General features: G+C 44.1%; 19 protein-coding genes. 14 read left to right on the forward strand and 5 right to left on the reverse strand.

Going from position 1 to position 19,603, the window contains the following annotated elements; genetic code table 11:
* Positions 1–35: 35 nt before the first annotated feature.
* Positions 36–875: a hypothetical protein gene (locus ACGHP5_RS15440; protein WP_390567591.1), complete on the reverse strand. Its 840-nt coding sequence runs from the start codon at positions 873–875 to the stop codon at positions 36–38.
* 399 nt (positions 876–1,274) lie between these two features.
* On the reverse strand, positions 1,275–2,039 hold the full coding sequence (locus ACGHP5_RS15445; RefSeq protein ID WP_390567593.1) for a hypothetical protein: 765 nt from the start codon (positions 2,037–2,039) through the stop codon (positions 1,275–1,277).
* A 448-nt stretch (positions 2,040–2,487) separates the two neighbouring features.
* On the opposite strand from ACGHP5_RS15445, the gene ACGHP5_RS15450 reads away from it, so the two are divergent.
* The 11 genes from ACGHP5_RS15450 (at position 2,488) to ACGHP5_RS15500 (ending at position 13,031) form a co-directional block, all read left to right on the forward strand.
* Positions 2,488–2,868: a DEAD/DEAH box helicase family protein gene (locus tag ACGHP5_RS15450; protein WP_390567594.1), complete on the forward strand. Its 381-nt coding sequence runs from the start codon at positions 2,488–2,490 to the stop codon at positions 2,866–2,868.
* A 27-nt stretch (positions 2,869–2,895) separates the two neighbouring features.
* On the forward strand, positions 2,896–3,537 hold the full coding sequence (locus tag ACGHP5_RS15455) for a hypothetical protein (RefSeq protein WP_390567596.1): 642 nt from the start codon (positions 2,896–2,898) through the stop codon (positions 3,535–3,537).
* Positions 3,538–3,675: 138 nt separating this feature from the next.
* Entirely contained in the window at positions 3,676–4,017 is a 342-nt protein-coding gene (locus ACGHP5_RS15460; protein ID WP_390567597.1) for a hypothetical protein, read from the forward strand.
* Positions 4,018–4,247: 230 nt separating this feature from the next.
* Complete coding sequence (locus ACGHP5_RS15465) at positions 4,248–4,634, forward strand: DUF6908 domain-containing protein (protein WP_390567599.1); 387 nt, start codon at positions 4,248–4,250, stop codon at positions 4,632–4,634.
* Positions 4,631–4,906, forward strand: a complete 276-nt coding sequence (locus ACGHP5_RS15470) for a hypothetical protein (protein ID WP_390567601.1) — start codon at positions 4,631–4,633, stop codon at positions 4,904–4,906. Before ACGHP5_RS15465 ends, ACGHP5_RS15470 begins: the two co-directional genes overlap by 4 nt.
* 1,252 nt (positions 4,907–6,158) lie before the next feature.
* Positions 6,159–7,124 carry a nucleotidyltransferase domain-containing protein gene (locus tag ACGHP5_RS15475; protein ID WP_390567602.1) on the forward strand — a complete coding sequence of 322 codons (966 nt, stop codon included), beginning with the start codon at positions 6,159–6,161 and terminating at the stop codon, positions 7,122–7,124.
* Between the two features lie 345 nt (positions 7,125–7,469).
* Positions 7,470–7,670, forward strand: coding sequence for a helix-turn-helix domain-containing protein (locus ACGHP5_RS15480; RefSeq protein WP_390567604.1), 201 nt, complete (start codon positions 7,470–7,472; stop codon positions 7,668–7,670).
* A gap of 10 nt (positions 7,671–7,680) precedes the next feature.
* Positions 7,681–9,738, forward strand: a complete 2,058-nt coding sequence (locus ACGHP5_RS15485) for an N-6 DNA methylase (protein WP_390567606.1) — start codon at positions 7,681–7,683, stop codon at positions 9,736–9,738.
* Between the two features lie 218 nt (positions 9,739–9,956).
* Positions 9,957–11,144: a restriction endonuclease subunit S gene (locus tag ACGHP5_RS15490; protein ID WP_390567608.1), complete on the forward strand. Its 1,188-nt coding sequence runs from the start codon at positions 9,957–9,959 to the stop codon at positions 11,142–11,144.
* Positions 11,145–11,153: 9 nt separating this feature from the next.
* The gene (locus ACGHP5_RS15495) at positions 11,154–11,912 is read left to right on the forward strand and encodes a hypothetical protein (RefSeq protein ID WP_390567610.1); all 759 of its coding nucleotides are present in this window, start codon (positions 11,154–11,156) and stop codon (positions 11,910–11,912) included.
* A 12-nt stretch (positions 11,913–11,924) separates the two neighbouring features.
* Positions 11,925–13,031 (forward strand): Fic family protein, encoded by a 1,107-nt coding sequence (locus ACGHP5_RS15500; protein ID WP_390567612.1) that lies wholly within the window; start codon positions 11,925–11,927, stop codon positions 13,029–13,031.
* A gap of 526 nt (positions 13,032–13,557) precedes the next feature.
* On the opposite strand, the gene ACGHP5_RS15505 is transcribed toward ACGHP5_RS15500, so the two are convergent.
* Positions 13,558–14,700, reverse strand: a complete 1,143-nt coding sequence (locus ACGHP5_RS15505; RefSeq protein ID WP_390567614.1) for a tyrosine-type recombinase/integrase — start codon at positions 14,698–14,700, stop codon at positions 13,558–13,560.
* A gap of 424 nt (positions 14,701–15,124) precedes the next feature.
* Between ACGHP5_RS15505 and ACGHP5_RS15510 the strand changes: the two genes are divergently transcribed.
* A complete protein-coding gene (locus ACGHP5_RS15510; RefSeq protein ID WP_390567616.1) occupies positions 15,125–15,604 on the forward strand; it encodes a lipocalin family protein in 480 nt (159 codons plus the stop codon).
* Positions 15,605–15,818: 214 nt separating this feature from the next.
* A complete protein-coding gene (locus ACGHP5_RS15515; protein WP_390567618.1) occupies positions 15,819–16,217 on the forward strand; it encodes a hypothetical protein in 399 nt (132 codons plus the stop codon).
* 929 nt (positions 16,218–17,146) lie between these two features.
* On the opposite strand, the gene ACGHP5_RS15520 is transcribed toward ACGHP5_RS15515, so the two are convergent.
* Both ACGHP5_RS15520 and ACGHP5_RS15525 read right to left on the reverse strand, forming a co-directional pair.
* On the reverse strand, positions 17,147–17,392 hold the full coding sequence (locus tag ACGHP5_RS15520; RefSeq protein ID WP_290531910.1) for a helix-turn-helix domain-containing protein: 246 nt from the start codon (positions 17,390–17,392) through the stop codon (positions 17,147–17,149).
* A 10-nt stretch (positions 17,393–17,402) separates the two neighbouring features.
* Complete coding sequence (locus ACGHP5_RS15525; protein WP_278719991.1) at positions 17,403–17,633, reverse strand: helix-turn-helix domain-containing protein; 231 nt, start codon at positions 17,631–17,633, stop codon at positions 17,403–17,405.
* Between the two features lie 682 nt (positions 17,634–18,315).
* On the opposite strand from ACGHP5_RS15525, the gene ACGHP5_RS15530 reads away from it, so the two are divergent.
* Positions 18,316–19,281 (forward strand): hypothetical protein, encoded by a 966-nt coding sequence (locus tag ACGHP5_RS15530; RefSeq protein ID WP_390567621.1) that lies wholly within the window; start codon positions 18,316–18,318, stop codon positions 19,279–19,281.
* Positions 19,282–19,603: the final 322 nt, after the last annotated feature.

Here is a 19,603-nt window from a genome sequence, read left to right on the forward strand (position 1 = left end):
TAAGCGAACCGACCTCCTTTTTCTTTACCTCCGTCCTATCCGAGGTATTGTTCCAGCAGTTCAACGACCATCTGTTCACGGGATTTTAACCCTATCTTGCGGGCTTCCATGATTTCCGCCGCCTGTGCAGGCGTGAGTTTTTTCAATGCCTGCTCTATCTGACGGCAGTAGGCCACGGGGTCTGCGGCGTTGTTATACTGCATGACGATATAGGCAATCAGATACTTTTTCGACAGGAACGAATCTGAAAACTTTTCCTGTGCGGCCTCATACCATCTGATACTCCGCTGATACCATGTTTCGGATTGCAGGATTTTAGGCAGTTCACCGCTTTTCACGCAGTTCACCAAATCTTTGGGTTTTAGTGAATTTGTCCCCGTACACCATTGCGATATGGTTGCCAGCGGGAAACCCTTGCTGCGGAGTTGTACGGCAAACTCAAAAACGTCGTTCGTCTTGGAGAGCGTCATGGCAGGTGCGGCCATATAGTCCGTTCCTTTCCATGTGGTCGTGCAGATATTCATTTCAGCAATCAACGCTGCAATCGACATATCCACATTCAGCGGCTCGGTAATCACGAGGTCGTTCAGATTCAGACCTAATTTAATATAGGCAATCAATCGGTGCTGGCCGTCCAGCACGGCGTAATAGTTCACCGACTGGCTGTCGGGAATATCCTTGCCGTTCAGGTCTACCAAATGTCCGCCAGATGTAATTACCTGTTCACCGTCCACAACCGTAATCGGCGACAACAGCCCGTATTCCTCGATGGACTTCATTTTTGCCGTCACCGCTTTGGAGTTGGTCGGGCGGTTGCCTTTTACAAAGGCGAAATTACGGTTTGCAATGACTGAAATTACATGCATCTTTTTCATTTTAATTGTGCGGGTTGACCTCATACCACCCGCGAGGTTTTAATTATTATTAGAAAGTTATATATCTCATTTTCTCGGCGTTAGGTCTGACTGGTGAGCTCTTGCCAGCTCTTGCGGCAGTCGGGTGATGGCTTGGGCAAACTCCCGTCATCGTCCTGCCGTGCGATTCGACCTGCGGCCTTTCGGTTCGGATTCTCTCTCCCTACCGAGAAGCGGAGTGTATGTCAAAGATCCTGTGTTTGCGTTTCTACTGCAAATCCTACGAAAACCATACATAACTCACTATGGCAGAAATAGTTGTCGGATAGTAAAAAAGTGCATGATTTTTACTACCCCTTATCGGCAGAATAAAAAAGGACGGCTCGTGCCGTCCCTTATCATTGGATATGTAAAATGGATTTATCTAAAATTCTTGCCGATTGTCGTCCACTCCCTGTCCTTGTAGGATGTCCAGATTCCCTTGATACCCTCGTCACTATCAAGAAATTTCGGATTATCCGTATAGCCGAAGAAATAGACGATGCGCGAAATCAACAGCATCCTGTTATAGGAAACCTTGCTGGGATTCGTACTGCGGTTATCTTCCTCTTTGAATTGTTCCAAGAGCGGCAAAAAACACTTGATGGCAAGCGTAATCTTGTAACAACTCTTGAGATTCACCGAAAATCCGTCCATCCCGAACGAACGGACATTTGACAGATTGGCATAGAGTTCTGCCATGTTGTCAGCGAGCAACTTGCCCAACACCCGCTTTGCAAGGTAGGATTCAAGGGTTACGCCGTGCTCGCGCCCTTGCCATGCACGCACTTTGGCATCGGGATTTTCTTGCAGGTATCTGGCGAAAGCCCGAAACTCCTCGAATACCGAGGTCGGAACCTGCTGTACATTTTCCGTCCGTTCCCGTACCACATCATAGACAAAGAGCATCGCCATCCAAAATTTCTCGGTGTCGAGACCCATAGCCCGCAGGGAACGGATAATCGGAGCATTTTCTAAATACCGCTCTTTAGTAATAGAAAATTCCAGCCGTTCGTCCTCCAACTGATGCACGAAATCCCATCCGCGGAAAGAATCGGTCTGATACTGTTCGCCGTTTATATCAGTATCCCAAGTGGGATACATACGGTTAGCAATCTCGAAAACATAATCATAAAGCGGGTTCATAGCGGTTGTATTCGGTTAAAGCAAAGATAGAAAATTTCCGCTGAATCGTCTGCACTTAAACTTGTATTTATTAAAGATTTTTACTATATTTGTAATAGCAAATCCGAGATGGGGAAATTCTTTTTGCTTCCATAGAAAATAGGCTTACAAATGGATAAGGACGGCATTAATTGCTGTCCTTGTCTTTGGCTTACAGTCGCATATTTTTTGTGCAGGAAATGAAATTCCCTTATATAAAAGATATTTCACACACAGAAAAAATGCGGTGAAATCCTATCCTATAATTTATAAATCTATGGAACAAAGAATTATTACAGCCCCTATGACGGCGCGATGAATCGAAGAGATTCCCGCAATCGGGCAGCACTTACCCGAAAACTGCCTTTTAGATAAAGGCATAACGGGATGCGGCGCAACAAGTCTTGCCATTACAAACGACCGTTCAACTTTGATTGCCGCGCCGACGGTCAATCTTATCAAAAACAAGATGCAGGAACACCCCGACCTTTTAGGCGTTTACGGGGGTGTTACGAATCAAGAGATTGCCGACTATCTGAAAGCCCACGACCGCTGGAAGATTATGGCCACCTATGATGCAATCCCCCGTATCGCGGATGTCGCGGGTGCAGAGATTTACAGCAAGGCATTTCTATTGGTGGATGAATACCACCGCTTGTTATTCGATTATTCATTCCGCCATTCCGCGATTGCTGGACTATTGGAACAAGCACCCCGTTTCGCAAGCAAGACCTATCTTTCGGCAACGCCTATCGAACAGGAGTTTCTATTGGACGAGTTACAGGGCATGCCGCAAACGAAAATCATCTGACCGAACGCCGAGCCGATACAGGTAAGGTTGTGGAAAGCGACAAGCCCGTTAGCGACTGTTACGGCCTTATGCCGAAATGCCATTGCGCAACAAATCGGTTTCAACCTGCACTTTTTCGTGAACAGCGTGACATTTATCGGCAAGGTGATTTGCCATGCGAAACTGACACCCGACCAAGTAAAGATAGTCTGTTCGCAAAGCGGCGAGAGTTATGACCGCAACAAAGAGAAGATAGACGGTTTCCCGATAAATACACCCAGCGGCGAACCCTGCAAAATCAATTTCTACACCTCGACGGCCTTTGAGGGGTGCGATATTTTCGACAAGACAGGACGCACCTACATTGTGAGCGACGGAACGGCCACACACTCGATGCTGGATGTCGCGACCACGATACGGCAGATTGCAGGACGCATCAGAGATACCCGATACAAAGAGATAACGCATATCTTTTCCGAATCCCGATACGGTCGGGATGTCAGCTATGCGCAATTCAAGGCTTCGACGGAAAAGGAGATAGACAAGGCCGAACGCTGGCTGAAATGGTATGTCTCGGGGGACGAGGATTTGAAACCCTTAATCCACGCAGATATGAATTATATAAACAAGAAAACAATGACATTAGACCGCAACAGACTGAAATTGGATATGCTGAATTTCCGCAACTGACAGGAGATTTACGCAGACGGGCGTAACCTCATTACGGAATACCAGCGCAACGGAAATGAGATAACAGACACGGCAAAACACAGTTTTCGGGTTGACAGGTTGGAAGCGAACGGCAAGGCAAAGATACCTTTTCGGGAGTTGTTCGACAGATACGCAGAATTGCGGGCTGATACCAGCATGTTTTCGTTAAGCCGTTTTTCGGCGGATTTGATAGCGCAGCGCAACCCGCTCGTTAAGGAGAGTTACGAGAAATTAGGAAAAGACAAAGTAAGGGAACTCAATTACAACCAAACGCAGATAAAGCGGGAGTTACTCAAATACGGAAAAAGCGAATTGGCCTATAAAATCGTACAGCGGATTAAGAGCGACCTGCCGCAACAGACGGCTGTTCCCGCAAGAACCGCAAAGGCGAAATTACAGCGTATTTACGACGATTTGGGGATAAGACAGACGGCCAAAGCGTCAGACCTCGCCGAATGATACGACATAGATACATGCTACCGAAATATCGACGGCAAGAACACCGCCTGCATAATCCTTATAAGAAATAAGATTATTGCGAAAAAAAGGATTGCCGCAGAGAACAGATAAGATGAAGAACTCCGACTGGTTTTGTGCTGGTTGGAGTTTTCTATTATATATCCCCTGCACATACAGTTACTCCATACTAAAGCCCCCTCTCCCTTGTCGAATGTAAAACCTTTTCAGATATGAAAACACTTGACAGGAGAGCGGCGGAGATTTTCCGCAGTATGTTAGCTTTACAGACAACCAAAATCGACAATTCGGACGGTACTTATATGCCCGTCTATCTTGAACTAATCGGCCGTATTGACAAGTACGACTTTTTTTCGCTGGCTCATTACGGACAGCAGAACGGCGATGCCATGCGCGACCCTGAAATGCTCTTTGCCCTGCACAAAGAGACACGGCAATTCATTCCGTACTACTATCGCAACGATTATTGCGGTATCGAGGAAAACAGCGTCAGATGGTCGGAAGATGGAATAGCGTTGAACCCGCTCTTACAGGCCAGCCACACAACCTTTGCTAATCAATGGTTACGCAATATCGCCACACAACAGCACCTATTATGACAGCACAGCGATTGGTGGAGAACTGCGTATTGACGAATCAAACCGCAGTCGTGGATGAAATGCTCGACAAAAACTTGCTTCCCGAAGAATATATCTATCCATTTTTGGGTGATATTATGGAATGGTGGCTTATTGACAGTTGGCTGGCCGAACGACTGAAACGCGAGGGAGAGGTTATTATCGACGAATACGGGTGCTGTTGGTGGGGAAGATTAGCCAGCGGACAGTCTATCTGTATGGATAGCGTAATACAAAAGATAGCCGCAGAATAACGTGCGGAACACTCTATATACTCGGTTGGTCGGTCGGCTGATTATCGGTTGCTTGTAATCCTTACAGCCAATTACCAAACCGTCAAAACAGATTTTAAGTCGGCATATTCTCGGTAATTGAGGGTTGGAATGATTTGCAACTCACCATTAGAGGGAATATGTCGGCTTATTCTTTATAATTCAATCTGCAACAGTTCCGAGAAATCGGAAAGATGTTTTGCTTTTTAGTTTGTCTTGTCTATCTTTGTGGCACATACGACAAACACGGAAAGTGTAACTTGTTCTCAACTTGCGAACGTAGGAAGTTGGCGATAGCGCTCTTTTAAGGTATTTAATACCAAATAGATATAAATTTACATCTTGGCATCAAGAAACAATTCGGAAACAAAATCGGCATTTTATACAGATTGTCGATTTTTTGTTTTCAGATGGTTTCTTTCCTTGCATTTGGTCGCAATCTGCAAAACAGATTCGTATAATTCCTGCAATATTTTACCCGTCATACGAAAGATTCGCGGGGTCGAATATTGATGAATCGTTGCAGCCAAAAGAGAAAGATCAAAATATCCGTTTTCGTTGAGGAGCTTTATTCATGGCAAGGCAGCTGCATCTCCCCAAACATACACATACAGGCAGCCAAATATGGTTGCCTATATTTAGTTTACTTTATGTTAGCATATATATAGGCTAATAGACTAAACTAAACCTTTTCGCCCCCCCCCTTATTTATATCCGCAGCCAAAAGAGAGATAAGGCTATCGTATATTTTCTCTTTTCGCTGCAATTTTATTGGCGACACTTTATAATTCCACAGAATTATCCAATCCGATATGCAGTTCGCATCGCTTTTTTCAAAAAATGTCGTATCTTTGCTCCTGCGAACAGTATTACAAAAATCTATTTCTACCAAAGCTCTGAAAAGCATTTGGTATTAACAGAATGTGCAGAGTCATTGGGGAGCAATCCCGCGAATGACACTTTGCAGAGCTTAGAAATAGGTGATGTACTGTTCGCAGCTGCACATTCTTTTTTGTACCATTATGCGAACAGTACATCATCGAGTCCGCGTTGCGACGCAGACAAGCCGAAGGACCGGCTGCCGGCGGTTTCCGCCGCGAAACATTCCGATTCATTTCCATTCCCACCCGCCCGATTGACAACCGACTGCCAATCAAACCATCTATGTTCTTTGTTGTGCCGTGCGCACGATAAGGACAGCCGCTTTATTATCAAACAATCAACATTCAATCAAATGGAAATGAATCGAAACATCATGCAGGAACAGTCTGCACAAACCATATTACCCACGTCCGTACAATCCGAAAATGCGAGTAGTGAATCGCAAATTGCTTTAGTTGGACCCGAACTTAACAAGCCGACCGATGCAGCCGAGTTGCAATACGACTCTATCGAAGCCGCACGGATCGTCCGACACCTTACCGACGGATATTTCGAACCCGAATACATCCTTCTTTTCGGCAAACTCGTGGGCGGCACGCCCCACAGCGACCCCGCGGCGTACGACCTGCTTGTGGTCGTGCGCAATACTCCGAAATACGACTGGTTGCAGGCCAAACGCATCTTGCGTTACAAGATGCCCTACCGGCACCGTAAAATCACCTATATCAATCTTTATATTTTACCGTTGAATTACGTCGAATCGCACCGCACGCCCTTTCTCTACTTCGCCCACGCCGAAGGAATGCTGCTCTATTGCAGCGACCACTACAGTTTCCGACGACCGAAACGTCCGATCGACTTCGCTCGGGCATACGCCGACGCCAAGTTCCATTACGATACTTTCCGTACGCTCGGCAACGACCTGTTGGAACAGGCGCAGGATGCGTTTACGGAGGGGCACAACGTAAGGTTGGCAGCGCAGTTCACGGCGCAGGCAGCAGTCTATTTCTACCATATGCTCTACTATGTCTACCACGGCATGCCGTTCGACCTGCACGACCCCGTGGTAATGCACGACCGTATGCGGACGCTTTCGACGAAGCTGATGCTCGTGTTCGACGATAATCATATCGAAAATATCTTCACGATTCCACGGCTAAAAGAGGTGTTGATGAAAACGACCTATCAAGCAGAGTTTTACATGGCGTCGCAAGAGGCGGAGTTGCACATGGAGCGCGTACAACGGGCTGCGGAGATCATCGAGAACTGCGCAGGGATGAGGCTCGAACTGTATAAGGAACTCAGCGAAAAACAGTAAACCCGTATCGGGCCGGAACGAGGATTGGGGAATCGTGCGATTCCCCAATCTCTATATACAATGATTCGGAGTTCGGTCAACTCCTATGCCAGTTATAAATTTTCAGCGGGCTTACACATTGTCCACGAAATTTCTTTCGGGGGAGCCTAATACCCCAGACGACGTTTGTCGGCGGGCAGATATTCAATAATTACGAGCGTATTTGTTGTATCGTTTGAACAACATCGGATGCTTATATATATTAGGACTTTTGTTAGGTGGCTATCATAAAGATATTTGTATATTTTATCTTTCTATCGCATAAAATTTTATATCTTTGTAGACGAATATCGCAAGCATTGAATCATGGACAAACCAAAGAATCGCATAAAAGAGGTGCTTGAAGAAAAAGGTATCAAGCAGACATGGTTAGCAGACAAACTCGGAAAGAGTTTTTGCATTGTCAATTCTTATGTCTGCAACAGACGTCAGCCAAGTTTGGATGTGTTATTCCAAATTGCAAATATCCTACAAGTTGATCCGAAAGATTTAATCAGCAGCAAATAAGCCCAAACATATGAAACTATACGAAATTCTCAAAGGTTCCGAATACAGTCTGGAGCTGTTCAGCCAAGACGCCATCGTCGAATTGGAAAACCGAATCATTGAACGAACCGACAAAAAAGGTAAAACCTATCCGGCTGTATCTTGTCTTATTCGCAATAAAGAAATTAAACTAACACCGGAAGAAATTGTCCGGCAATTATACACAGCTAAGCTGATAACCGATTACGGCTATCCTAAAAGTCGATTGGCTTTTGAATATCCTATTTATTTCGGACGCGAAGCTAAACGTGCTGACATCGTGATTCGAGATAATGATGATGCCAATGTCGCATATATCATTGTAGAACTTAAGAAACCCAAAGCGAAAGATGGGCGAGAACAATTAAAGTCTTACACCCATGCGACGGGTGCAAGTATGGCTGTGTGGACGAATGGAACGACGATAGCTTATTATCAACGCCAGAATCCGAACTATTTCAAGGATATTCCTAATATCCCCGATGTACACCAAACATTGGAGGATATTCTGCAAACTCCATTTACGATGGAAGATTTGGTCAAGAATGATAAGTTGACCAAAACAGGCAAGTCGCTTAAGGACTTGATTCTCGAAATGGAGGATGAAGTTTTGGCAAATGCCGGCGTTGATGTATTCGAAGAGGTTTTCAAACTGATATTCGCCAAATTGCATGACGAGCAGATCGGAGCAACAGATAAAGATTATAACCTTGAATTTCGCAACTCAGGGCAAAGTGATATCCAGTTGAAAGATAAAATAGAAAAGCTATTCAGAAAAGCCTGCAAAAAATGGCCCGGTGTATTTGCCGAAGATGCCAAGATAGCTCTGACTCCGCCGCATTTGTCGATTTGTGTCTCCTCGCTTGAAGGCGTAAAACTTTTCAATTCCAATCTCGATGTGGTGGATGAAGCGTTCGAGTATCTGATGAGCAAAAGCAGCAAAGGTGAAAAAGGTCAATATTTCACGCCTCGTTATGTGATCGATATGTGTGTAAAGATGTTGAATCCGCAAACGCACGAAACTATGATCGACACAGCAGCCGGAAGCTCAGGTTTTCCCGTTCATACTATATTCCATGTATGGAAACAGATGCAGATAGCAGCAAATAAACCGGTAAATCATCTGTTCACGGCAACGCCGAAAAGCCATACGGAAATAGAATACGTGCAAAATAACGTATATGCCATTGACTTCGATGAAAAAGCCGTTCGGGTCGCTCGAACCCTGAATTTGATTGCCGGCGACGGTCATACGAATGTTCTGCACCTGAATACGCTCGATTGGGCCCGCTGGAATACGGTTACAAAGGAAGAAACATGGGTAGATACCTACAATGATGGCTTCAAAAAGTTGAAACAGTTACGTGTCGGTAATGATTTCGGACAATTCGATTTCGATATTTTGATGGCAAATCCGCCATTTGCTGGAGAGATTAAGGAGGGACAGATTCTGAGCCGCTATGATTTGGGAATGAAGAATGGCAAAGCACAAAAGAGCGTCAGCCGAGATATTCTTTTCATAGAACGCAACCTTAATTTCTTGAAACCGGGCGGGCGTATGGCAATCGTATTGCCGCAAGGGCGATTCAACAACAGCAGCGATAAGACCATCCGCGAATATATTGCAGAACGATGCCGTATCCTTGCCGTCGTAGGGTTGCACGGCAACACCTTCAAGCCGCATACCGGCACCAAGACAAGCGTATTGTTCGTTCAGAAATGGGACGAGGTCCTGTGCCCGAAAGTCGATGATTATAACATATTCTTCGCAACCCAGCAGAAAGAGGGTAAGAACAACAGCGGCGATAAACTCTATTGGAAATCGGATAAAAGCGGTACGACGACCGATCCGAAACTTGCGCTTTGCGATAAGTACGGGCACCCCGTTGTCTATCACGATTTGCTCGCAACCGTAAATTACAACTGGAACGAAGAGAAAAAGTGTAATGAGATAGAGCAGATTACTCCCAACGGCATTGCCGAAGCGTTTGTCGAATTCGCAAAGAAAGAACAGCTATCTTTTTTCGCGGATGCCCCTTTGATAAAGTAAGATACGAGGCTTTATTAGAGGGGCTGGAGACAAAAGAGAAAAGCCTAAGTGAAGTATTAAACAATAAGGATTTTAGAATCGACAGTTCATTCTACACAAAAGAGCCCAAGAAAAATCCGAATCTAATTTATGCTAAAATCGGAGAACATCTGACTTTATCGCAGTATGGAATATCCATCGAAATGAACACGGATTCAATAGGATATCCTATTTACCGCATGAATGAGATTCATGATATGTTATGCGACCTTGATGTTGATAAATGTGCCGATATTACAGAAACTGAATACAACAAATTTGCCTTAAAAGACGGAGATGTGCTATTTAATCGAACCAACTCTTTTGAATGGGTAGGTAGAACGGGCATATATTATCAAAATGATGATATACAGCGCACATTTGCTTCTTACCTGGTAAGACTTAACCCCAAAGAAAGTATTCTTCCCGAATATCTATGCGCCTATCTAAATTGCAAATATGGCGAATGGGACATAAAGCGCAGGGCAAGGCAGTCGATCAATCAAACCAATGTGAACCCGGAAGAAGTCAAAGAAATTGAAATTCCGATTCTAAAGATTGATTTACAACGAAAGATTCAAGATTGCTTTACGCGAGCAAACTCTTTAAGAGTTTTATCGAAAACCATCTATTCAGAGACTGAATTGATATTGCACGAAGAGTTAGATATTGATTCGTCAGCTATGGTTAGTACAACCATAACTCAGAAACGATTTTCCGACTTTGTGAATAGCGGGCGGTTGGATGCAGAGTATTACCAACCTAAATATGATCATATAACTAAAAAAATATCCCAATACCCATTAGGACAAGACAATATAAGAAATTTGTTTATTCTTCGAGATAGAAATACTGTGCCGGATAATGATATTCAATACAAATACATTGAATTATCAAATATCGGAGCAAATGGTGAAATTACAGGATGCACATATGAATATGGTGCGAATCTTCCGAGTCGGGCAAGGCGCATTGTACATACAGGAGATATCATTGTTTCATCGATCGAAGGGTCTTTACAAAGTTGTGCGATTGTAACAAATGAATATGACGGAGCATTATGTTCTACTGGTTTTTATGTCTTGACTCCACGAATTATAAATTCTGAAACATCATTGGTTTTGTTTAAATCCGCAATGATTCAGGCATTGTTAAAACGGGCTTGTACAGGAACAATATTAACAGCAATCAACAAGGAAGAATTTGTAAATATAAGTCTGCCACTAATAGATAATGATACTCAAAATAGCATCGCAGTTATCATTAAGCGAAGTACATCGTTACGTCAAGAAAGCAAACGATTATTAAACCTTGCCAAAACCGCTGTTGAAACGGCTATCGAACAAGGAGAAAATGCGGCAATGAATTTTTACTCAATATTTAATTAGATAACGATTATGAAAATTATAGATCTCATAGCTATTTTCGGCGCATTGGCATGGCTTCCGCAAATAATATCGTGGATTTATCACTGGTTGCAAAAACCAAAGATAAGTATTTATCATGAAGAAGAAGCAGAGGTCGGTTTTATTAAATTCGGTAATGCTTTCAACATTAGGTTATCTTTTTTAGCTCGAAGAAAACACGCTTTAATCGACAATATTGAGTTATGTATAACGGATAAAGACGGCGCCAGTCATACGTTTAAGTGGATATGGTATAGTGAAACGTTATATGAACTTCAAGCCCCGACCGGCAATGCGACTATGGCTAAACAGCAAAACGCCATAGCGATCAATGCCTATAAAGATGTATTGATAGAAAAGTTTATAGGTTTTCAATCATCGTCATTTCTTGATGAAAGAAAACAACTTGCCTACAAATTAAATTCATTCATTGAAAATCAAAGAACTGTTGGCCAGATTGATGCAGATACAATAAAACGCTCTAATGAATATAATGAGTTGTTGAGACTTTATAAAAATTCGATGATTTGGAAGACTGGGGATTATTCTGCTATATGTAAGATTCATATTGCAGATACCGATACTTATATGCAACATTCCTTTAAATTCAGATTGTCTGATATTGAAGTTGAAACACTTAAAAAGAATATTGAATTTGCCCAGAAAATAATAGATGTGGAATTTATCAACCCACAACAACAAATAGAAGGTACTTGGTTATGGACAAAACCGAGTATAATAAACATGTAGTTTCTTCATAATATGATTAACTTCGACGAATACATACGCCAAGGCGAACCTCAACAACGGGAAAAGAGTTATGCGTGGCAGACCGCAATCGGCTTGCAGGCAGTCGATGGACTGAAACCCTCCGATTATCTTATCGAGACAGCGCGTAAAGATATTGAGGGTGAAATTACGATTGATGAAGCCGAACAGCTAATAAAGAGCTATTACCAGTCAAAAAATGCTCGTACACCAGAAGATGACGAAATGCACGAGGCGGATACGGCTTCGACTAATATTCGCCGACTGCTTACCGAAAAAACCTTTGCTTTTACGCTTGTCGGGCTAACCTCGATCCATCGCCGTATTTTCGACGGCGTATTCAGGTTTGCCGGTCAGATTCGCGATTACAACATTACCAAAAAAGAGTGGGTATTGCGCGGCGATACGGTGTTGTATGTTTCCGCACCCGATCTTCGCAATGCGATCGAATACGACTTGGAACAAGAACGCCAGTTCGACTTCTCCAAAGTGGACAGAAATGGATTAGTGAGCCACATTGCCAAATTCGTATCGGGGCTGTGGCAAATCCATCCGTTCGGGGAGGGAAATACACGGACGACGGCCGTATTTACAATTCTCTACCTTCGTTCTATGGGCTTTGACGTGACAAACGATTTGTTCGCCAACCATTCGTGGTACTTCCGCAATGCGCTGGTACGCGCCAACTACCAGAACGTGCAAAAAGGCATCATGCGTAATTCCGAATACTTAGAACGATTTTTTCGCAATCTGCTGATGGGCGAAAATAACGAGCTTCGGAATCGGTATATGGTCGTAAATGCACCGGAAGAGCTGGTTGTTGAGCAAACACAGCACGAAGACCGTACAAGTACCGTACAACTTACCGAACAAGTTCGCACTTTGCTGTTAGCCCTGTCAAATGAACAATTGTCGTTAAAAGGATTGATGGAAAAAGTTGGCCTGAAACATCGCCCGACATTTTTGGAGAACTATATAAACCCCGCTTTGGATGCCGGTTTTCTCAAGGTGGTATATCCAGACAAGCCCAATCATCCGAGACAAAAATACTTGCTGACGGCAAAAGGCTTGGCACTGTATAACGAAATCAAGAAAATATAATAGTCTTGACAATTGCGGTTGTTTAGGATCTCACTATCCCTGATAGTGACATTTTTATTGAGCAGTTCTCGGCGGCAGACGCCATTTTGGGCGTTAGATGTTTGCCAAAGCTATTTTTGTTCGGGCTTGCCCGTTGTCCACAAATTTTGGTTTGGGGTAGCCTAATCCCCCTGCCGGCTGTCGCCGACGGGAGGGTTGCCACCCTATCTGCAAGCAGAGGCAGAGAGGTTATCCAACCAAACGGTTGTTTGCGTATGGCAAATGCCCAAGGAAATGTCATTACTTGGCTTGTCTCCCGACAATGCACCGCAATAGGGCAAATGATGCGGCAATATAAGGGAAACGAAAGGCCGAAAATCGTTACGCACACTCCGAACGGTCAATGTTGCAAGACGGGGGAAATCGCCCTGACCGATTGCCGAAAGCTCCTCTTATAACCATCCACAAAAACAGTTTAATTTAGTTTGCTCCCCTATATACCCACCAGAGTAAAGTAAAGTGTTTTTGGAGGTATTTTGACCCGAAATCAATCGAATAGTCCGTTCACAAGATTTACCGCTTCATCCTTCTTTCGGTTGATGATTTTGGCGTAGACCTGCGTCATCTTTATATCCGTATGCCCGAGTAGTTTTGAGGTGGTATAGAGGTCTGCCCCGAGCGTCAGCATCATCGTGGCGAAAGTATGCCGAGCGGTGTGAAACGAAAACCGCTTGTCGATACCTGCCGCTTTCGCCCATGGTTTGAGCAGAATATTGACGTGCGTTACCGAGGGTAGGTCGAATACCGCATCCTCCGCCCTCTTTTCGCCCCGCTCGGGCATCCAGCGTAATGCTTCGGGCGAGAGCGGCAGATAGATCGGCTCTTTGGTCTTCTGCATTACGACCTCCAACCGATACTGCCCGTTGTCTACATAGACGTTTCCCCATTTCAGGCCAATTATATCGCTTATCCGCAGTCCGCAGAAGCAGGAGAACAGATAAGCCTGTTTTACCGTTTCATTCTTCATCGGTGTAGCAATCAATGCCCGAAGCTCCTCGATGGTCATATACTCCCGTTTGCTTTCGGGACGACGAATCTTGTCCGAGTTGCCGATTTTCGTAAAGGGGTTCAGTTTGATTGCGTCGGCACGGACGGCAGCGTTCAACGCTCCGTTCAGCACCCGATAATAGTTCTGTGCCGTAAATTTGGAAACGGGTTTGCCTTGCGGACGGTATTCAGTCAGGAGGTAGTCGATATATCCCTGACAAAACGCTTTGTCTACTTGATCCATCGTCACCCGTTCTCCGGCATACTCTTTCAGAATCTGAATGGCGACCTTAATCTGGTGTCCGTCCTTCTTGCCGCGCTTCTGCTGGTTCCCCATGTAGATATTCATCCAATCCAGCAACAGCACCGCCTCTTTGTCCTCGGCACGCTTGATTCCCGCCTCGCCGTTGGTCAGCTCGATGATGCGTCGGGATTTGATCGTATTGGCCGCCGTCATGGTCGCTGCATTCCGTTTGCGGGCATTATCGTCTGTTTCGGGAATGATGTACATCTTGAGGTATTCATACGACCGTTTGCCGTTGCGGTAAATATCTAAATAGAGGCTCTTGCTGCCGTTGGCTAATTCTTTCATCCGAAGACGGATCGGCTCCTTGACTTTGGCGGGTTTCTTTACTCTGGGCATAATACTCGTTTTTGCTGCTACAAAGGTAGAAAGAATAATCCGAATGGAGAAACAAACAAGAAACAAAAACACACCGAAAAAGAGCCAGACAACTATAGGCACTGCGAATAAGTGAAAATACGGATTCCGTTATAATACATTGATATATCGCAAATTTATTTGCAGTTAGTTAGTTCTTATTTTCATTCAAGAATCTTACTTTATAAATGTAGGAAATTCGGAAAGGTAGAGAGAATAGGTCAACATCTTCTCGCGTCATATCCATTCGTGGGTATAGGCGTGGGGCTGTTGCTTATTTATCTACCAAGGTTTCCTACGACCTGCAAGTTTAAGTAAGTTTTCGGCACCACGCTTTCTGTTTACTTAAATCAAAAACATTAACCGTCGCGGTGGTGCTGGAGCGACAACCTAAACTTATTCAATTATGAAAAAGTTGTTTCTTATTGTGGCCGCTATGTTTGCGGCAGTTTCTTTCTCGGCTTGCTCCGATGATGATGACAACAAGATTGACCCGAATCAAATTACAGGAACATGGCAGATTACACATGAAGTTGGCTATGAGATTGTACAAGGAGAGGGTAAAGTGGAAAAGGATATTACATATCCTATTGACGATGTAAATGACGATTATGGCTTTTATTTTACCTACATGTTCAATGAAGATGGAACGGGAAGATATAAAAGCTACTATTATTATGACAATAATAACTTGGATAGTAATTGGTCTATTGAATACACGATTTCTAATAATCAATTATTAATATATGAAGAACCAGAAGAAGGCAATCCGACATCTGTGTACGATATTAAAGAATTGACAAAAAATAAACTCGTACTTTTTGAGAAAATTGATGATAATGACGGCTATAAAGCAGAAATAACTACGACTTTCAAAAGAATCTGATTTATATTCCAAAATTAACGGGACAGACTTGTGCAAAAGGGTTAACTTATAGACCCTCTGCACAAGTTTGTCCTTTCTATTTTACTTGCACAAGTCACATATTTTTCGTATATTTACATCATAATCAGAGAGTTATTTAACAATACAAATTTTAGCTAAAATGAACAAAACACCAAAAACAGAATGAAAAATCGGCAAGCAGAAACAGGATGATTTGCAAATATTCTACATTGCCAAATCCGTATCCTATGATGATTATGACGGAGTTTGCCTATTTGTCGGGAGAAAAGAAGATGAAACCGTCCCGTTTACCTTTTACTATTTCTTTGCATTGGACATCGACCAGCAGAAACCCGTAAAAATGACATTCCAAAGACGAGGTAAGCCGATAGTTTCAATGTCTTGTCCGTTAGAAGATATACACGGAGATATAACGCTAATCATGCCTAACGTTATTGAGTTTTCAAATTCCGCAGAGAGCCTAAACCTGTTTGCCACTCATAACAAGAGCGACGCCGTTAGCTTTACATATACAGCAACGGACGGAACACAAAAAGATTTCAAATTCCCGTTAGCGGGGTTCAATGAAAAATATTTAGAGCAATTTATATAAAGATAATCCTCGGCCATGCGGTCGGGGATTTTTTCTTTATAGAAATCAAAGCTACTGAAAATTGATAAAAACGGGAAAGCGGTAGGAGGGGAAAATTTTTCTCTTTTTTTGCACCGAGGTTGGGGGCGGTTCCCTTGTAAATTCAACGAATTAACCGATATAATTACTTAATATTTAATTCAATAAATGCTTATGGGGAATACAAGTTAAAAGATTTATGTATCACGACAGAAAGATTTTCTCTTAACAAACTAAAAATCTGCAAATTACAAACAATTTGCAAGCCTCAAAATGTGATACAGAGTGTGTTACAGACCGATTTTAGGATGCGAGTGGAGCACTCGGTAGAGTGCGTAACGTGAAATAGCTCAGTTGGTTACCCCTAAACGCGCAGCGTTTTGGGGGCTTGAGAGCGCAACCTTGCCAAGGTTGAGGTCGCGGGTCCGAGTCCCGTTTTCCGCTCAAAAGAGGTCATTTTGACCTCTTTTTTTGTTGCGCAAAGCGACGCAAATAGAAGCAAATAATCCTGTATATCAACGATATGCGGGATTATTTCGTTTTCCGGCCATAGCAAAGGAACGCATACGAAAGCAGGTCACTAAAGTGCTTAATCGTGGTACATGGGTACGAGTTGTGAAAATGTACCACGCGAATGGTGATAATGCGCTGAACGACATCGGTTTGCTCCAAACATTCAGGGCTTTTCAATCGTAAGGATTGTTAAACTAAACCGAATTTTGAACGATGGAAAGAAAACGATTTTGCGTGACCTTTTTTCTGCGCAGGGCACGAACCAACAAGGCGGGACTGGCCCCGATTCTCGCCCGGATCACCACGAACGTAGGGTTGAATTTTTCAAAATTAATTGATTCCCTCAAAAATAAGGATGATAAGAATTCGTAAATAATAATATATAAAGCACTTATGATCTATTTGTCCTTTCTGTCTTTTAGTTCTATATCATGAAAGAATTCCTCAAAAGAAATATCATAGAATTTGCATAATGCCGATAAGGTACTAACTGTAATATTAGAGTTGCCAGATTCGATGCGCCCCAAATGTATACCTGAAAGTCGATAAGCCTCGGCTTGAGTAATACCTTTTGACTCCCGTAAGCTTTTCAATTTTATAGCGACAAGGTGCATTAATACTTCGTTATGTCTTTGATTTTTCATACAATACACGTTATGGATTAGGCATACCTTTGAAAAATTCTTTCAAAGACACATTGTAATAGGTGCAAAGTTCCGCGAGCGTACTCAACGTTATATTGTACTCTCCGCGTTCGATCCGTCCCATATGTAGTTCTGTATCAATATAAACAATTTGCTGGGATAATCCTCTGTCTTCCCTTAACTGTACTAATTTTTCAGCTATAGCCTTAATTAATACATCATTACGCCTTTGTCTTTTCATAATACAAAGGAGCCTATTAATGACATAAACATCTGGGATGTATTTGTCATTAAAGCCAATAAAAATTACTATCTTTGTTCCCGAATTATAAAGGCAGAAAACGGGCCATCATTTGAAAAAAGATGAAAAGATGTTATCTTTGTATTTGAATAGTACGGCATAGCCGACAGACATAACATTATAGAGGGTAAACAACTCTTTATATCTTTAGTGTGAACTTGGGAGCCTCCTCGGAGGTTGTTTAGCTGGGTATAAAAGTTGTCAGTCCTTGTTATGTCCTGCCCTTTAGGGGTAGGACAAGCAAGGGCGCAGGACAGCTACCAGCAACGGGTTCCCAAGACCTACACTAAAGGGCTGCAAATGCGCCCCTTTTTTTATTTCCATTCCGGGGCGCACCCACACAACTCAACCCCGGTATTATGTCACGGCAAATCAATCGAAAAGAGGCGTTTTTGGCATTCGTCGGCCCTTGGTCGGCAGGCATTGCCGTGTCTGCCGGGGATTTCACAAGGACGGCGGACATGGCTCTGAAATCTGGTAGTAACAAGCAAGTAATCCCGTGCCCGGCCGTCCTTTTTATTTTGCGGATGCGGGCGACCGAAACGAATTCTTCAATCTGTGAAGTTGCGTCACTTGATTGTTTCGGCCCCGCTTCCGCTTTTTAATCCGACAACCACAAACTATGGAACCAGCCTTTACCCTCGGCATCCTGTACGGCTGCGGCCGCGGTTTCCGCACGGCGCAGTATTTCGAACAACTCGCCGCATACTATCTGAAATCCATGTCGCGCGTCCGGGTGCTGATCGCCCTGACGGGCAAAGCCGAGCGGTCGGTTGCGGCCTGCCTTTTGGAACAACGGGCGAAGCACTCCGGGCTGGAGGTCGCCGTTGTGCTGACGGCCCGGCAATGGCGGGAATATCTGCAAAACGTTTCGCACGGCAAAGCCGCCGAATGCAACCCGATTATCGATGCGGCGGATCGTCGGGAGGTGATGGAACAATGCGCGGAGCGTTTTTCGCCTCCGGAGCTGTTCCGGCTGTTTATCGAGCGTTGCGACCTGCTTGTTTTTCAAGAACACCATGCCGGGGCGCAGATGGTCGGACTGCTGCACGAACTGCTGACGGATATGGCCGTGCCGCTGCCCGTGCAATACGAACTGCTCCATCCCGGCTATGCGAGCCTGCATTATCCGGCCGACCGGAAGCAGTACCGAATATACGGAGGCCCTTATTACGATCCCTATCAAGAGATTCGGCAGAGCGTCGCCTACCTGCGGCGCAATAATTTCGTGATCCGGGCGGAACACCTGCCGATGATCTTCGTGCGCAAATGGCGGTCCGAGCCGCCGCCGGGGTGGTATCATTACCTGACGACCCCGGACGATACGGATGCGATATTCCGCCTGCGGGAAACGCCGCGCCACGATCATCTTTCGCTCAAGGTGTTTGCATACGCCTATGCCGTAAGGCATGATATGTGGGCGGGAGGCCGGGAAACCCCGTCGGGAGCCGACGCGATAAGGCGGTTCCGGCAATTCGGGCAACTGTTGGAGATCATAGCCGCACGGCGGGAAGCGGGGGAGCGGGTGGAAGCGTTCGACCTGATGGATTTCGACGGGTACGATAAAATACTCCGCCAAAATAGATAGAATAAAAGATTTGTTTTTGTCTAAAAGATTGTGTATCTTTGTATTGACGCGTAGAAATGCAGCAAGGCGCAAAAGGTGAACTGCTTATCGGTGACCTAAAAAACCAAAGAACGCCGTAACATATTGATACATAACGGAAAGAAACCCAAGGTTCGGCTTCCGTTTTACGCTCTGAAAATCAGCAACTTACAAAAAGAGATTGCTGATTTTTTCATTTACAGACGCTAGAATTGCAATGCATTTAAGGGTATTCAGAACAAAACCGCAATCATCAATACGGCAAAGCGATCTGGGGAATGTTGCATGCGATTCTGCATGGGGC

Origin of the sequence: Alistipes sp. i18-0019-D1, from assembly GCF_042852885.1 — a bacterium.
GTDB lineage: Bacteria > Bacteroidota > Bacteroidia > Bacteroidales > Rikenellaceae > Alistipes.

What these genes read in the sequence shown, in the direction of transcription:
- ACGHP5_RS15440 (WP_390567591.1), bottom strand. Translation starts at nt 875, where the DNA reads ATGAAAAAGATGCATGTAATTTCAGTCATTGCAAACCGTAATTTCGCC.
- ACGHP5_RS15445 (WP_390567593.1), bottom strand. Translation starts at nt 2,039, where the DNA reads ATGAACCCGCTTTATGATTATGTTTTCGAGATTGCTAACCGTATGTAT.
- ACGHP5_RS15465 (WP_390567599.1), top strand. Translation starts at nt 4,248, where the DNA reads ATGAAAACACTTGACAGGAGAGCGGCGGAGATTTTCCGCAGTATGTTA.
- ACGHP5_RS15470 (WP_390567601.1), top strand. Translation starts at nt 4,631, where the DNA reads ATGACAGCACAGCGATTGGTGGAGAACTGCGTATTGACGAATCAAACC.
- ACGHP5_RS15475 (WP_390567602.1), top strand. Translation starts at nt 6,159, where the DNA reads ATGGAAATGAATCGAAACATCATGCAGGAACAGTCTGCACAAACCATA.
- ACGHP5_RS15480 (WP_390567604.1), top strand. Translation starts at nt 7,470, where the DNA reads ATGGACAAACCAAAGAATCGCATAAAAGAGGTGCTTGAAGAAAAAGGT.
- ACGHP5_RS15485 (WP_390567606.1), top strand. Translation starts at nt 7,681, where the DNA reads ATGAAACTATACGAAATTCTCAAAGGTTCCGAATACAGTCTGGAGCTG.
- ACGHP5_RS15490 (WP_390567608.1), top strand. Translation starts at nt 9,957, where the DNA reads ATGAATGAGATTCATGATATGTTATGCGACCTTGATGTTGATAAATGT.
- ACGHP5_RS15495 (WP_390567610.1), top strand. Translation starts at nt 11,154, where the DNA reads ATGAAAATTATAGATCTCATAGCTATTTTCGGCGCATTGGCATGGCTT.
- ACGHP5_RS15500 (WP_390567612.1), top strand. Translation starts at nt 11,925, where the DNA reads ATGATTAACTTCGACGAATACATACGCCAAGGCGAACCTCAACAACGG.
- ACGHP5_RS15505 (WP_390567614.1), bottom strand. Translation starts at nt 14,700, where the DNA reads ATGCCCAGAGTAAAGAAACCCGCCAAAGTCAAGGAGCCGATCCGTCTT.
- ACGHP5_RS15510 (WP_390567616.1), top strand. Translation starts at nt 15,125, where the DNA reads ATGAAAAAGTTGTTTCTTATTGTGGCCGCTATGTTTGCGGCAGTTTCT.
- ACGHP5_RS15520 (WP_290531910.1), bottom strand. Translation starts at nt 17,392, where the DNA reads ATGAAAAATCAAAGACATAACGAAGTATTAATGCACCTTGTCGCTATA.
- ACGHP5_RS15525 (WP_278719991.1), bottom strand. Translation starts at nt 17,633, where the DNA reads ATGAAAAGACAAAGGCGTAATGATGTATTAATTAAGGCTATAGCTGAA.
- ACGHP5_RS15530 (WP_390567621.1), top strand. Translation starts at nt 18,316, where the DNA reads ATGGAACCAGCCTTTACCCTCGGCATCCTGTACGGCTGCGGCCGCGGT.